Annotated in this window: 15 protein-coding genes; 8 read left to right on the top strand and 7 right to left on the bottom strand. The window is 64.9% G+C overall.

Annotated features, from left to right (window positions below):
* The first annotated feature begins 88 nt into the window (after window positions 1–88).
* A complete protein-coding gene (locus tag AC07NK_RS09900) occupies window positions 89–976 on the top strand; it encodes an FAD:protein FMN transferase (RefSeq protein ID WP_495170421.1) in 888 nt (295 codons plus the stop codon).
* Here the strand turns inward: AC07NK_RS09900 and AC07NK_RS09895 are convergent.
* From AC07NK_RS09895 to cobT, 4 genes are all read right to left on the bottom strand, one after another.
* A complete protein-coding gene (locus tag AC07NK_RS09895) occupies window positions 973–1,656 on the bottom strand; it encodes a Fe2+-dependent dioxygenase (protein WP_495170420.1) in 684 nt (227 codons plus the stop codon). The two genes, AC07NK_RS09900 and AC07NK_RS09895, sit on opposite strands and share 4 nt — an antisense overlap.
* Window positions 1,657–1,740: 84 nt before the next feature.
* Entirely contained in the window at window positions 1,741–4,269 is a 2,529-nt protein-coding gene (locus AC07NK_RS09890) for a TonB-dependent receptor (RefSeq protein WP_495170419.1), read from the bottom strand.
* A 57-nt stretch (window positions 4,270–4,326) separates the two neighbouring features.
* Window positions 4,327–4,605, bottom strand: a complete 279-nt coding sequence (locus AC07NK_RS09885) for a ribbon-helix-helix domain-containing protein (protein ID WP_495170418.1) — start codon at window positions 4,603–4,605, stop codon at window positions 4,327–4,329.
* On the bottom strand, window positions 4,602–6,434 hold the full coding sequence (cobT, locus tag AC07NK_RS09880; protein ID WP_495170417.1) for a cobaltochelatase subunit CobT: 1,833 nt from the start codon (window positions 6,432–6,434) through the stop codon (window positions 4,602–4,604). Before cobT ends, AC07NK_RS09885 begins: the two co-directional genes overlap by 4 nt.
* Window positions 6,435–6,546: 112 nt before the next feature.
* On the opposite strand from cobT, the gene AC07NK_RS09875 reads away from it, so the two are divergent.
* On the top strand, window positions 6,547–7,098 hold the full coding sequence (locus AC07NK_RS09875; protein WP_495170416.1) for a hypothetical protein: 552 nt from the start codon (window positions 6,547–6,549) through the stop codon (window positions 7,096–7,098).
* Window positions 7,099–7,224: 126 nt separating this feature from the next.
* Window positions 7,225–8,565, top strand: coding sequence for an alpha/beta hydrolase (locus tag AC07NK_RS09870; protein WP_495170415.1), 1,341 nt, complete (start codon window positions 7,225–7,227; stop codon window positions 8,563–8,565).
* A 12-nt stretch (window positions 8,566–8,577) separates the two neighbouring features.
* On the opposite strand, the gene cobS is transcribed toward AC07NK_RS09870, so the two are convergent.
* The 3 genes from cobS to AC07NK_RS09855 all read right to left on the bottom strand — a co-directional run bounded on the left by cobS (window position 8,578) and on the right by AC07NK_RS09855 (window position 10,656).
* Entirely contained in the window at window positions 8,578–9,582 is a 1,005-nt protein-coding gene (cobS, locus tag AC07NK_RS09865) for a cobaltochelatase subunit CobS (protein WP_495170414.1), read from the bottom strand.
* A 115-nt stretch (window positions 9,583–9,697) separates the two neighbouring features.
* The gene (locus AC07NK_RS09860; protein WP_495170413.1) at window positions 9,698–9,991 is read right to left on the bottom strand and encodes a DUF6958 family protein; all 294 of its coding nucleotides are present in this window, start codon (window positions 9,989–9,991) and stop codon (window positions 9,698–9,700) included.
* Window positions 9,991–10,656: a winged helix-turn-helix transcriptional regulator gene (locus AC07NK_RS09855; RefSeq protein WP_495170412.1), complete on the bottom strand. Its 666-nt coding sequence runs from the start codon at window positions 10,654–10,656 to the stop codon at window positions 9,991–9,993. The genes AC07NK_RS09860 and AC07NK_RS09855 overlap by 1 nt, the downstream gene beginning before the upstream one ends.
* Window positions 10,657–10,776: 120 nt before the next feature.
* Between AC07NK_RS09855 and AC07NK_RS09850 the strand changes: the two genes are divergently transcribed.
* The 5 genes from AC07NK_RS09850 (at window position 10,777) to AC07NK_RS09830 (ending at window position 13,073) form a co-directional block, all read left to right on the top strand.
* Complete coding sequence (locus AC07NK_RS09850; RefSeq protein ID WP_495170411.1) at window positions 10,777–10,905, top strand: hypothetical protein; 129 nt, start codon at window positions 10,777–10,779, stop codon at window positions 10,903–10,905.
* 82 nt (window positions 10,906–10,987) lie between these two features.
* Window positions 10,988–11,482, top strand: a complete 495-nt coding sequence (locus tag AC07NK_RS09845) for a VOC family protein (protein WP_495170410.1) — start codon at window positions 10,988–10,990, stop codon at window positions 11,480–11,482.
* 12 nt (window positions 11,483–11,494) lie between these two features.
* The gene (locus AC07NK_RS09840; RefSeq protein WP_495170409.1) at window positions 11,495–11,725 is read left to right on the top strand and encodes a DUF4287 domain-containing protein; all 231 of its coding nucleotides are present in this window, start codon (window positions 11,495–11,497) and stop codon (window positions 11,723–11,725) included.
* A complete protein-coding gene (locus tag AC07NK_RS09835) occupies window positions 11,722–12,369 on the top strand; it encodes a glutathione S-transferase family protein (RefSeq protein ID WP_495170408.1) in 648 nt (215 codons plus the stop codon). Before AC07NK_RS09840 ends, AC07NK_RS09835 begins: the two co-directional genes overlap by 4 nt.
* 20 nt (window positions 12,370–12,389) lie before the next feature.
* On the top strand, window positions 12,390–13,073 hold the full coding sequence (locus tag AC07NK_RS09830; protein WP_495170407.1) for a glutathione S-transferase family protein: 684 nt from the start codon (window positions 12,390–12,392) through the stop codon (window positions 13,071–13,073).
* The last annotated feature ends 31 nt before the right edge of the window (window positions 13,074–13,104 follow it).

The following is a 13,104-nucleotide window of genomic DNA, read 5'->3' as shown; positions in this document are numbered from 1 at the left end:
GCGGATCATCATCCCGAAAACGCTATCGCCCGCCGCCTTCCACAGGCGGCGGGCGAATGCCGTTGTAGAGGCGTTCGACGGTGAGACGATGGGCACCAGCTGGTCGGCGAAGATCGTCGCTCCGCCCGTCGGCGTTCAGGCAGCAATCGAAGCGGTGCTCGCCACCGTCATTGCCCAGATGAGCCATTGGGAACCGACGTCGCAGCTCAGCCGCATCAATGATTCCGCCCCCGGCAGCTGGCACCGCATCGATCCCGAATTCGCGCAGGTGATGCAGATCGCGCTCGACATCGCCCGGCGCTCGGGCGGCGCCTTCGATCCGGCAATGGGCGCAGCCGTCGACCTGTGGGGCTTCGGTCCACCCGGCCCGCGCAAGGGCCTGCCCAGCGAAGCAGAGGTGAAAGCCGCCCGCGCCCTGTGCGGCTACGATGCGATCGACTTCGATGCCCTGCTCCTGCGCCTCCGGCTCACCCGCCCCGTCCGGCTCGATCTCTCGGGCATCGCCAAGGGCTATGCTGTCGATGCGGTCGCCGCCCGGCTGCGCGCGCTGGGCTGTCTCGACTTTCTCGTTGAGATCGGCGGCGAGTTGCTGGCCGAAGGCATCCAGCCTGACGGGCAGCCCTGGTGGGTCGATATCGAGGCGCCACCGGGCCTCTTGATTCCGCCCCTGCGCACCGCCCTGCACGGCCTCGCCATCGCGACCTCTGGGGACTATCGCCGGGCCTTCGTGGCGGGTGGCACCACCTACGCGCACACCATCGATCCGCACACTGCCCGTCCGGTGGTCAACGGTGTCGCCAGCGTAACCGTTCTCCACCGTGACTGCGCGCAGGCCGACGCCTGGGCGAGCGCGCTGATAATGCTGGGGCCGGACGCGGCTATGGCGCTGGCGGAGCGCGAAGACTTGTCAGCGCATATATTGATCCGCGAGGGCGGCGAACGCCTGTCGCCAACACTCGCCGCGATGCTCGCTTAGGCGTCCGCCCACCGCCTCAGCAGATTGTGATACACCCCGGTCAGTTCGATCACGCTGCGATCGTCCCCGCCAAGCTGGCCGCTCAGCCGCTGCACATTCTGGTCGAGATCGAACAGGATGCGCCGCGCGCCGTCGTCGCGAACCATGGACTGAAGCCAGAAGAAGCTCGCCACGCGCACGCCGCGCGTCACGGGAGTCACATGGTGCAGGCTGGACGAGGGATAGACCACCGCATGCCCGGCGGGCAATTTCACCCGCTGCGCGCCGAAATGATCCTCGACCACCAGCTCGCCGCCGTCATAGGCGGCGGGATCTTCGAGAAAGACGGTGACCGACAGGTCACTGCGGATGCGGAACTCGCTGCCTCGCTTGATGCGGATCGCATTGTCGACATGCGTGCCGAAATTCTGCCCTTCGCCATAGCGGTTGAACAGCGGCGGGAAGACCTTGAGCGGCAACGCTGCTGCGAAGAACAACGGCGAACGGCCGAGGGCATCAAGGATGATGCCCCCGGCCTCAAGCGCCGCCGGGCTTCCCTCCGGCAGCTGCTCGTTCTTCTTGGCCAGTGCCGACTGGTGGCCGGAGGTGACGTTACCGTCGACCCATTCGGTCCCATCGATGATCGCCCGCACCTTCGCCACCGTCTCGGTGTCCAGCAATTCGGGAATCGCGATCATCATGGCACTTGACTAGCCGCGGGGGTTGGAGCGGGCAACGGTCCGGGGGACAGGTGGACCGCCACCCGCTCCTCCCCCTTATTCGGTTCAGTATTTGATCGTCAGCGTCGCAAAGGCCGACCGGCCCGGCGCGATCTGGGCGTAGTGAGACGAGTAGGCGGTTGCGAAGTAGCGCTTGTCGGTCAGGTTCTGAACGTTGACCCGCAGCTCCAGCTTGTCGGTGAAGCGATAGCTCGCCGTCGCGTCGAAGCGGGTGTAGCCGGGCACCGACCGGGCAACCACGACCGTCGCCGGAACGACCACCGCCGCGGCTCCGGTGCCACTGACGTAGCGGTTGTCGGCATAGCCGCCATAGACGCGGCCCTGATAATAGGCGCCACCACCAATCGTGAAGCGCGGCGTCATATTGACCGTTGTCCACAGCGTGGCCGCATGCTCGGGCGTGTTCGGGAAGCGCCGGCCGGTATTGACCGACGGCTGCTGCACCGTGCGCGCCGCGACGCCACCGCCCGCAGGCAGGGTGAAGGCGGTGAACCCGCCATCGACCACCGTTGCGTCGAGATAGGTGTATCCGCCAAACACCTGCCAGCCGGGCAGGATCTGCCCGTTGATGCTCAGTTCGACCCCGTCGACGCGGCGCTTGCCGATGAAGGCGATCGTGTTCTGGTCGCTGGTGACGCGGGCGTTGTCGGTTTCGGTACGGAACACAGCTGCACTCAGGGCCAGCCGCCCGCCGAACAGCTGCGCCTTGGCACCGAGTTCATAGGACTTGGTGTTCTCGACCGCGAGCGCATCGGCCGCGGCCTGCAGCGTGCCGGTGGTCGGCAGCGCATTGCCCTCCTGCCCTTCGCCCATCAGGCTGTTAGGCGGGGTCGAAGCCGTCGCGAACGAGCCATAGAGGCTGGTATTGGCGGTCGGCTTGATCACCAGACCGGCCTGATAGTTCCACACGCCGTCCTGACGCGTCACTTCGGGCCGGATGCCAGCCGCGACGGGCAGGCGGACGCGCGAGCGGAAATCGTCGTAGCGCACGCCGAGATTAAGAATCGCCGGACCGAACTCGATGCTGTCGAACGCATAAAGCGCCTTGGTCTCGCCATGCTGGATCGTCTGCGTCTCGGGCGCGCTGCGTACGATCGGCGTCGCCACCCCGCCGATCAGATTGAACCAGGGATCGCGCGGATTGGGATTGAACAGGTCCGCGCAGTTATAGGGCGCCGCCCCCGGTGCGGTGCCGCAGCGGCCGCCCGTGGTCGCATTGTTGGTGCCGGTGTTGATCGCCGCTCCGCCCTGCGAGACGAAGGTGCCGCGCGCCGCGCGGTCCCATGACAGCTCGCCACCGACCGCAAAATTGTGCTTCAGCGGACCGGTTTCGAACTTTCCGAACAGGTCGAGCTGGTTGATGACCGACTCGACCGTGCCATAGCGCGAATTGGCGCGGCGCCAGACGCGGCCACCGCCGGTATAGTCGTTGAAGCGCCCGCTGGGCAGCGTCCCGACATTGCGGCCGCCGGACGGGATACCGAACGCATTGGCCTGACTGTCGTCGGGCTGGGTGTAGATATAGGATTGCTCCGTCCGCGAGTAGCGCGCGGTGTTGCGAAGCGTCACGCCGCCGAAGTCGTGCTGCGCACGCAGCATCGCCTGATCGACCTTGGTCTTGCGGAAATCGCGATTGACCAGACCATAGAAATTGTCCGGGTCGATATAGCCCTTCACCCCACCGGCTGTGGTGAAATCGCCGATCGCGGGCTCGGAGATCACCAGCCCGGTGCCCGGCGCGTTGTTGACGCTTGCCGAGGCGATGTAGCGATAGGGAAAGCCGCTGTCGGGCAGTTCGTCGGTTTCGAGATGATAGAAGCTCGCAGTGAGCTGGGTCGGGCTGTCGACGCCGATCGTGATCGACGGCGCCACGCCCCAGCGCTCATTGTACAGGAAGTCGCGCCCGGCGACGTCCTGATCGTGATAGACCGCGTTCAGGCGAACTGCGATCAGCTCGCTCACCCGGTAATTCGCGTCCAGCGTGACGCGCTTATAGTCGTCGGTACCATAGCTCAGTGCTGCGCTCGCAAAGGTCCGACCACGAGGCAGCTTGGAGATAATGTTGATCGCGCCGCCAGCGGAACCACGGCCGCCGGTCGTGCTGTCGCTGCCGCGAACGACCTCGATCTGCTCGACGGCGAAGACTTCGCGGCTCTGCCCGCCGATATCGCGGACGCCATCGAGGAAGGTCGAGCCCTGGGTGTCATAGCCGCGGATGAACGGCCGGTCGCCGATCGGGTTGCCGCCCTCGGCCGCGCCGAACGTGATGCCCGGAACGGTACGCAGCGCATCGACGAACGTCGCCGAACCGGTGTCCCTGATCACATCTTCGGAGATCAGCACGACCGAGCGAGGCGTATTGATCAGCGGCTGGGTCGCCTTGGGATTCTCGCGCTCGCGGACACGCTCGCCTTCGATAACGACATCGTCGCGCTGCTGAACCGCAGCATCCTCACCCGCCACCGGATCCGCGGCGTGCGTGGCATGCGCCGGCGCCGAAGCTATGAAGCCGACCGCGGCAAGCGCGAGGAAAGCCGGAGCGGTCTTGCGACCATCGGCGGTAGTGCGAGTCATAGTGGCCCCTTTAGCCTTATTCGTTTTGGGGCCAGCTATTGAGAGTCGTTCGCAGAGTCAACGAAGTTGCGAATCATTTTCACTACTGTCGCAATTTTGTCGCAGCCCGAACAGCCAGCTGCGGATTGCGCTCGCCAGATTGGGGGGATCCTCAGCACCGATCCGCAGATGGTCGATCTGGGCAACGATCGCATTGATTGGCAGGTCGCGGCGCGCCGCCTCTGCTTCCAGCGCTATCCAGAAAGCCGGCTCCAGACTGATCGACGTCGGATGTCCGGCAATGGTGATCGATCGCTTGACCGGCCCGTAAAACCCGCCGGGCGGCGCTTCGATCACGCGTCGATATCGAACAGTGAAGCGAGCTGCTCGATCATCGTTCCGGCCAGCTGATCGACATCCATGATCGTCACTGCGCGACTGTAATAGCGCGTCACATCATGCCCAATGCCGATCGCGACCAGCCCGACCGGCGAGCGCTGCTCGATCCAGCCGATCACTTGCCGCAGATGCCGCTCCAGATAGGAGCCGCTGTTCACCGACAGCGTCGAATCGTCGACCGGCGCGCCATCGGAAATGACCATCAGGATCTTGCGGTCCTCGGGCCGAGCGATCAGCCGGTGGTGCGCCCACAGCAGCGCCTCGCCGTCGATATTCTCCTTGAGCAGCCCTTCGCGCATCATCAGGCCCAGCGACTTCTTCGCGCGCCGCCACGGCTCATCGGCCTGCTTGTAGACGATGTGCCGCACGTCATTGAGCCGGCCCGGAAGCGGCACCCGACCTTCGGCCAGCCACTTCTCGCGGCTTTGTCCGCCCTTCCATGCCTTGGTCGTAAAGCCGAGGATCTCGGTCTTGACCCCGACGCGCTCGAGCGTGCGCGCGAGGATATCGGCGCTGATCGCCGCAATCGAGATCGGCCGCCCGCGCATCGAACCCGAATTGTCGATCAGCAGCGTGACGACCGTATCGCGGAACTTGGCGTCCTTTTCGACCTTGTAGGACAGCGACTGCATCGGATTGACCACCACGCGCGCCAGCCGCGCCGCGTCGAGCAACCCTTCGTCCTGATCGAAATCCCAGCTGCGCGACTGCTGCGCCATCAGCCGTCGCTGGAGCCGGTTCGCGAGCTTGGTCACGACGCCCTGCAGATGAACGAGCTGCTGGTCGAGATAGGCTCGCAGCCGTTCCAGCTCCTCTTCATCGCACAGCTCGGTCGCCGCGATCACCTCGTCATAGGCGGTGGTGAACGCCTTATAGTCGAACTGCGGCGGCAAGTCGGACCAGGGCCGGTTGGGGCGAACCGGCATCATGCCTTCCTCGCCCTCGTCGCCCGGCTCACCCTCGGCGTCGTCGAACTCGCCCTGCTCCTGCTCGCTTTCCTGGCCGTCCTCGGTCTCGGCTTCGTTCTGCTCCCCGCGCGCCTCGACTTCGCCCTCGCCGGTCTCTCCGTCCTGCTCGCCCTCTTCGCCTTCGTCCTGCTCCTGTTCGTCGGTGCCCTCGTCTTCGCCGCCGCCCTCATCGGCTTCGTCGGGGATCATCTCGCCTTCGGTCAGTTCGAGATCCTCGAGCAGGTTACCGACCAGCTTGGCGAACGCGGCCTGATCGTCGATCGCCAGCGCCAGCGCATCCAGATCGGCCCCACCGCGATCCTCGATCCAGTCGCGCACGAGTGCGAGCCCGAGCGCCGCTTCAGCCGGCGCCTCTCGCCCGGTCAGCCGCTCGCGAACCATCAACTGGATTGCCGTTGCCAGCGGCACTTCGTCACGCGTGCGGGCGCGATTGATCGGATCGGAACGCATCCGCATTTCGAGCGCGCGGTCGAGATTCCCGGCGATCCCCGCATAGCCGCGCGATCCCAGCGCCTCGACCCGCGCCGTCTCCACCGCATCGAACACGGCGCGCGCAACCGCTTCCCTGGGTGCCCGCTTCTGATGCAGTGCAGCGTCGTGCAACCGCATGCGCAACGCAAACCCGTCGGCAAAGCCGCGCGCCTCAGCCACCTGCTCAAGCGGCAGATTGCGCCCAGGCATCGGCACCTTGATATGCCGTCCCGACTGCGTCGGCGCATCCGCGGTGAAGGCCAGTTCGACCTCCGGCTCGTGCGCCAGCGCGCGCGTCGCCCCGGCAAGGACGGACTTGAACTGATCGAGAGGAGAGTCGGCAGCCATCGCGCTCCGATTAGCGGGCAAAATCGTACTCCGCTACCGCCAGCACGGTAAAGCTGACGGAGGGTGTCAGCTTTACCGCTCTAAACCGGCCGTACCGAGCCGGGAGACGAACATGATCGATACCATTGGGCGCCGCGATATACTCAAGTCCGCCGCTGGACTCGCAGTCAGCATATCCCTTCCCGGCAACGCGGCCGCAGCCACTCCCGCGGGCAAGCCGGGCGATTTCGGCTGGCTGAGTGGCGAGTGGCAGATCGCCCATCGCCAGCTCAGAAATGGCAAGTGGGATGAATTCGCAGGAGAAGCAACCTGCTGGTCGATCCTGAACGGGGTCGGTCATGTCGAGGAGTTGCGTATCCCCGTGCGTGCCTTCTCAGGCATGGGCCTTCGCCTGCTCGACCTCAAGACCTGCATCTGGAGCGATTATTGGGTCAACGCCAAATCGGGCGCGCTGGGCGCCGCAGGCCTCACCGGCGGCTTCACCGATGGTGAAGGCATCTTTGAATCGCGCGATACGGTCGACGGCGTCGAGACGATCTACCGCGGCCTTTGGGACCGCATCGTCCCCGGCAAATCGCACCGCTGGCAACAAATGGCCTCCAGCGACCGCGGCAAGAGCTGGGACGTCAGCTGGACGATGGACTGGGCGCGGGTACCGGCCTGAAACCGGAACCCGACAGGGCCTCAGCCGCTGCGGAAATAGCATCAGACCCTCCCTGGTCCTTGCAAAGCATCGTGATTTCCTCGAACTGTATTAGCTGGGTGGCACAGTTCGGATGAAATTCAGATCATGAAAAGGCTCTCAGCACTCCTCGTGCCCCTCACTTTCGCGTTCAGCGTTCCAACCGCGCTTGCACAACCCACGGATACGGACGCCGCGCGCTGCGCCATCGGTGCATATCGGCTTGTTGACGGCCGAGCGGTCGATGTCGCGCCGGCAGGCGAAGGCAAGTTACGCTGGCGCCAGGAGGACGGCACGAACGGCGCGCTGGCTCCCGCGACCGACGGCAAAAGCTGGACGAGCAGCCTCGGCAGAACGGGTCGCGCCGACGGCAAGACCCTCCACTTCGACTGCGCAGCCGGAAGCATCGATTTTGCTGGCACACCCGGGCAGCGCGTCGGCCTCGACGTCATCGAAACCCGGTTCGCGGTCGAAGGGGCCGAACTCGCCGGCCGCCTGATCCTGCCCAAGGGTTCCGACCCGGTCCCAATCGTGGTGCTGATCCACGGCGCCGAGCCAATCTCGGCGCGCGAAGCCTATAGCCTACAACGCCAGTTCCCGGCCGCCGGCATCGGCGCCTTCGTCTATGACAAGCGCGGAACCGGCGCCTCGGGCGGACGCTATTCGCACGACTATCTGGTCCTCGCGACCGACGCGGTGAAGGCCGCAGCCGAAGCGCGGCGGCTGGCCGGACGCAGAACGGGCGCGATCGGCTATCAGGCAGGAAGCCAGGGCGGATGGGTGGCGCCGCTTGCAGCCAGGATCGCCCCGGTGGACTTCGTTATCGTCAGCTTCGGCCTTGCCGTGTCGCCGATCGCCGCCGAACGCGAATCGCTACTCGCCGACGCCAGCCGGATCGGCGGGGCCGCGCTTGTCGCTCCGGCGACCGAGATCGCGGACGCAATCGCCGCGACGCTCGAAAGCGGGTTTCGCGATAGCGAACGCAACATGGCTCCTGTGCGCGCCAAATATGGCGCGGAACCCTGGTTCGGCCGGATCGGCGGCGACTTCACGCGCTTCATGCTCACCGCGCCGATCGAAACGTTGCGCGACAAAGGACCGGGGCTGATCCCCAACATCCCACTTCGCTACGATCCGATGCCAGTACTCCGCAACCTCGACACTCTGCAGCTCTGGATTCTCGCAGCAGAGGATCGCGACGCCGCGCCCGGTGAAACCTCAGCACGGCTGGCGGGCCTCACGCGCGAGGGCAAGCCGATTTCCACCGCGATCTTCCCCGGCGCCGAACACGGCATGCAGTTGTTCGAGACCGCAGCCGACGGCACCCGGCTCTCGACCCGCCAGCCCGCCGGCTATTTCCCGTTGATGCGCGACTTCATCCGAGGCCGCCGGATCGCTGCGGTCAATGCCTATGGCGCCGTCGCGCCGCCTGCTCCCAAAGGGAACTAGGCGGCTCCGACATCAGGCCTTGCCGACCACGCTCTCGGGCAGATCCTTGCCGAACACGCGCTGATAATATTCGGCCACCAGCGCACGCTCGGCTTCGTCGCACTTGTTGAGGAACGACAGGCGGAACGCGAAGCCCGGGTCCTTGAAGATCTCGGTGTTCTGCGCCCAGGTGATCACGGTACGCGGCGACATCACGGTCGAGATATCGCCGTTGATGAAGCCGCGGCGCGTCAGGTCCGCGACGCGCACCATGTTCTCGACCAGTTCCTTGCCGCCCGGCTTGTCATATTCGCCGCTTTTGGCGAGCACGATCTGCGCCTCGGTCGCTGCCGGCAGATAGTTGAGCGTCACGACGATGTTCCAGCGGTCCATCTGGCCCTGATTGATCTGCTGGGTGCCGTGATACAGGCCGCTCGTATCGCCCAGACCTACCGTGTTGGCGGTCGCGAACAGGCGGAAATAGGGGTTCGGGCGGATCACCCGGTTCTGGTCGAGCAAGGTCAGCTTGCCCTCGGTCTCCAGCACGCGCTGGATCACAAACATCACATCGGGACGGCCCGCATCATATTCGTCGAACACCAACGCGGTCGGTGTCTGGATCGCCCAAGGCAACAGACCTTCGCGGAATTCGGTGATCTGCTGCCCGTCCTTGAGCACGATCGCGTCGCGACCGATCAGGTCGATACGGCTGATATGCGCGTCGAGGTTGATGCGGATGCAAGGCCAGTTCAGGCGCGCCGCCACCTGTTCGATGTGCGACGACTTGCCAGTGCCGTGATAGCCCTGAACCATCACGCGACGGTTGTGCGCAAAGCCCGCCAGGATCGCGAGCGTGGTGTCGGGATCGAACACATAAGCGGGGTCGAGATCGGGCACCCGCTCATCCGCCTCGCTGAACGCCGGCACGTCCATGTCGATGTCGATTCCGAACAGGTCGCGCACGCTGACAAACTTGTCAGGCGCCTCGAGAATCGTGGTTTCCCGGCTGTCAGGCTGGGTGTTCGGGATATCGGTCATGGCAAGCGAACCTTTTGAGTCGCGCTTCCCCTACAGGCACGCATCGCGCCAAGTCGAGAGCTAAGGCGTTTGCGCGCGTAAAGCTGCGCGATTCGGCGAGGCGCGCCACGCCATGTCAGGCGCGATACAGTCGCACCGGCGCGGTCGATCGCGCGAGCACGCCCTTGGCCTCCTGATCGAGCTGCACCGCCTTGATCCACCACCCCGCCTTGTCGCCTCCCGGAAACAGGTCCTCGGACAGGCGCGGCAGCACAGCCGCCTTGATCTCCCCGGGCGTCAGCCCCGGCGCTTCGGCAGGTAGCACCGCCAGCATCGCATCGCGCATCGCCGCGAACTTGCCGGCCTCGACGCGATAGGTCTTGCCGGGCTGAAGGACGTTCTCGATCTCGATCCGCTCGGGCTTGGCCATCATGCATCTCCTTGGGTAAGTTTTTCGGGCAGTGCGAACAGGTCGACGAACTGCTGCGCCTTGGCTCTGTCGCCGGTCAGCTTCAGCCGCCCTTCCGCCTCGGACTCCTCGAACGGCCATTTGCCGTAAACGAGCGTCACGAACCGCGTCGTATCTGTCTCGAACACCACGTCCGCGCCATCGATCTCACCACGCGCGATCGCCAGATCGTGCTTGTCGAGCTTCCCGATGAATGTCGCGCCGGGAAAGCGGAAGCCGATCGTCATCTCGATATCCGGCCGGTCGGGATCGATCATCGTGCGCAGCGACATCATCGCCGACACAGGCGAGAGCGGCAGCGTCGGATCGTGCAGCGGCGAGCGCGTCGCCCATTTGCCCATCGTCTGAAAGACCGGCTCGCTCTCATAGCCCCACGGCGTCAGCTCATAGACCTGCACGTTCGCGGGGGGCGGCAGCTTGCGGCGTATCAGGATACCGGCGCGCTCAAGGCTTTCCAGCCGCTGGGTCAACACATTCGCGCTGATGCCCCGCAAGTCCGCCTTCAGCTCCCCGAACCGCCGTGCACCCAGCATCAGCTCGCGCATGATCAGCAGCGACCAGCGTTCGCCCACGAATTCCAGTGCCAGCGCAGTCCCGCAGGCATCGTCATACCACCGTTTTTCCATCGCCTCGTCGCTCTGAGTCACTTTTTATAACTTCATAGTTGCTTTTAATAACTGAGTCGCGCATCAAGATCAAGCAAGCGATTCGCGGCCCCTCCGCCGCCCCCGAAATGGAGACACAAGATGCGTAGCCTGTTCCGCGAATATCTGCCCGTCGCCCAGAGCGTCGCGATCGGCATTGCGGCCTTTGGCGTGACCGCGGTCGCGATGCTTGGCCACGGCGCGCTCAACGGCGCCGGCCCCTTCGCCTGACCGCACCGGCAGGTCGTTGGTCGAAAAATATTGGCGGGTTTACCGCCGCGAGTCCGACATTCGATTTGAGAGGAAAAACGCAATGACTCAGCTTATTACCTGCATCTGGTATGATCATACCGCCGAAGAAACCGCGAACTTCTATGCGTCGCTGCTTTCCGATTGCCACATCACCGCCATCAACCGGACGCCGTCCGACACGCCCTCGCAAAAGGCGGGCGACGTGATCACGGTCGACTTCGAGATCGCCGGACAGAAATTCATCGGCCTCAATGGCGGCCCGATGTTCCCCCAGACTGAGGCGGTGAGCTTCATGATCCTGACCGACGATCAGGAAGAAACTGACCGGCTGTGGAATGCAATCGTCGGCAATGGCGGCAAGGAAAGCGCCTGCGGCTGGTGCAAGGACAAATGGGGCGTCAACTGGCAGATCACACCGAAGAAGCTGATGACGCTCATTTGGGAGAACCCCGATCCCGCCGCGAGCAAGCGCGCGATGGATGCGATGATGACGATGCGCAAGATCGACATCGCCACGGTCGAGGCGGCCGCTGCCGGCACCCCCGTCAACGCCTGAGGAGCTAAATCCATGTCGTTTCAGGCCTATCTCAACACCATTGAACAAAAGACCGGCAAGTCGCCGGCTGACCTGCGCACAATGGGCGCCGAACGCGGCTGGACCGCGGGTGCCACGCTTGCCGACGGCATCAAGCCAATGGCGATCGTCGCTACGCTCAAGGATGAGCTGGGGCTCGGCCATGGCCATGCGATGGCCGTCGTCGCCCTGCTCAAGGGATTGAAGAAGGAGGGCGACGCGTGACCCTCCGCCTCCACTACCACCCCTTCGCGCAATATTGTCAGAAGGTGCTGATCGCGCTCTACGAGCATGATCTGCAGTTCGACCCCGTGTTCGTCGATCTCGGCAACCCCGATCATCGCGCAGCACTCGCAAGAGTCTGGCCCTTCACCAAATTCCCTGCGCTCGAAACCGGCGACGGTACCGTGCTGGGCGAGTCCGGGGTGATCGTCGAATATCTCGACACCCTCGCACCCGCCCGCACCCCGCTGGTGCCCGAAGATCGGCTCGCCGGGCTTGAGCCGCGCACGCTCGAACGGGTGTTCGACAATTACATCGCCGACCCCCTCACCCGGCTGGTGCTTGCACAGCTGATGGGCAAGCCATGCGACGAGGATGCGGATCGTGCGCTGATCGCAACCGCCTATGATTTCCTCGAAGCGCGGCTGCCCGGTCGCACATGGGCCGCGGGCGCGGACTTTGGACTTGCCGACTGCGCCGCCGCACCCGCGCTCTTCTACGCCAACCTCATGGTCCCGATCGGCGATCGTCCGCTGCTCGCCGGCCTCTTCACCCGGTTACGCGCCCGCCCCTCCATCGCTCGCGTGATCGATGAGGGCCGCCCCTATCGCCCCGGCACGCCCTTTGAGTGGCCTGAGGGCTACTGAACAAGAACAAGGAGAATAGCATGTCAGCCACCCCGCAACCCGCCCAGCTTGAGATTACCGGTTTCAACTGGGTGCCCGATTTCGCCCGCGGCTTCGTTCGCGATCTTCGTCCGCGCTGGGCGTGCGAGGAGATCGGCCTGCCCTATTCGATGCGGCTGCTCAACGCCGCCGGGCCGCGCCCCGAAGCCTATTACAGGGAACAGCCCTGGGGTCAGGTGCCCGCACTCGTGGATCAGGGCAGCGACCTCAACCTGTTCGAAAGCGGCGCGATCCTGCTCCACATCGGCGAGAAGGACGAACGGTTGCTGCCCCGCGACCCGCAGGGCCGCGCGACCGCGATCAGCTGGCTGTTCGCCGCCTATAACAGCGTCGAGCCGACGGCCTTCGAACTCTCGAACATCGAGATTTTCTCGGCCGGCGAACCATGGGCGGAACTTCGCCGCCCCAGCCTCATTGAATTCGCGGGCCAGCGGCTCGATCGGCTCGCCACGGCGATCGACGGGCGCGAATGGCTCGCGGGCCAGTTCAGCATCGCCGACATCGCGATGGCGACGGTACTGCGCGATATCGAAGGCAGTGGCTTGCTGGAGGAGCGCCCCGTCCTGATGGCGTACCTGGAGCGCGCGATCAGCCGCCCCGCCTTCAAGGCAGCGCTTGCCGCGCAGCTCGCGGATTTCAAACCGTCCCCCGCTGCGGCGGCCTGAATCAAGACCCATACGTCCCAAGGAGAGAGAA

It is taken from the genome of Sphingomonas sp. GW821-FHT09B04, from assembly GCF_059418285.1.
Note: the sequence above shows the minus strand (reverse complement) of the source record. Positions and strands in the feature narration are given on the sequence as shown.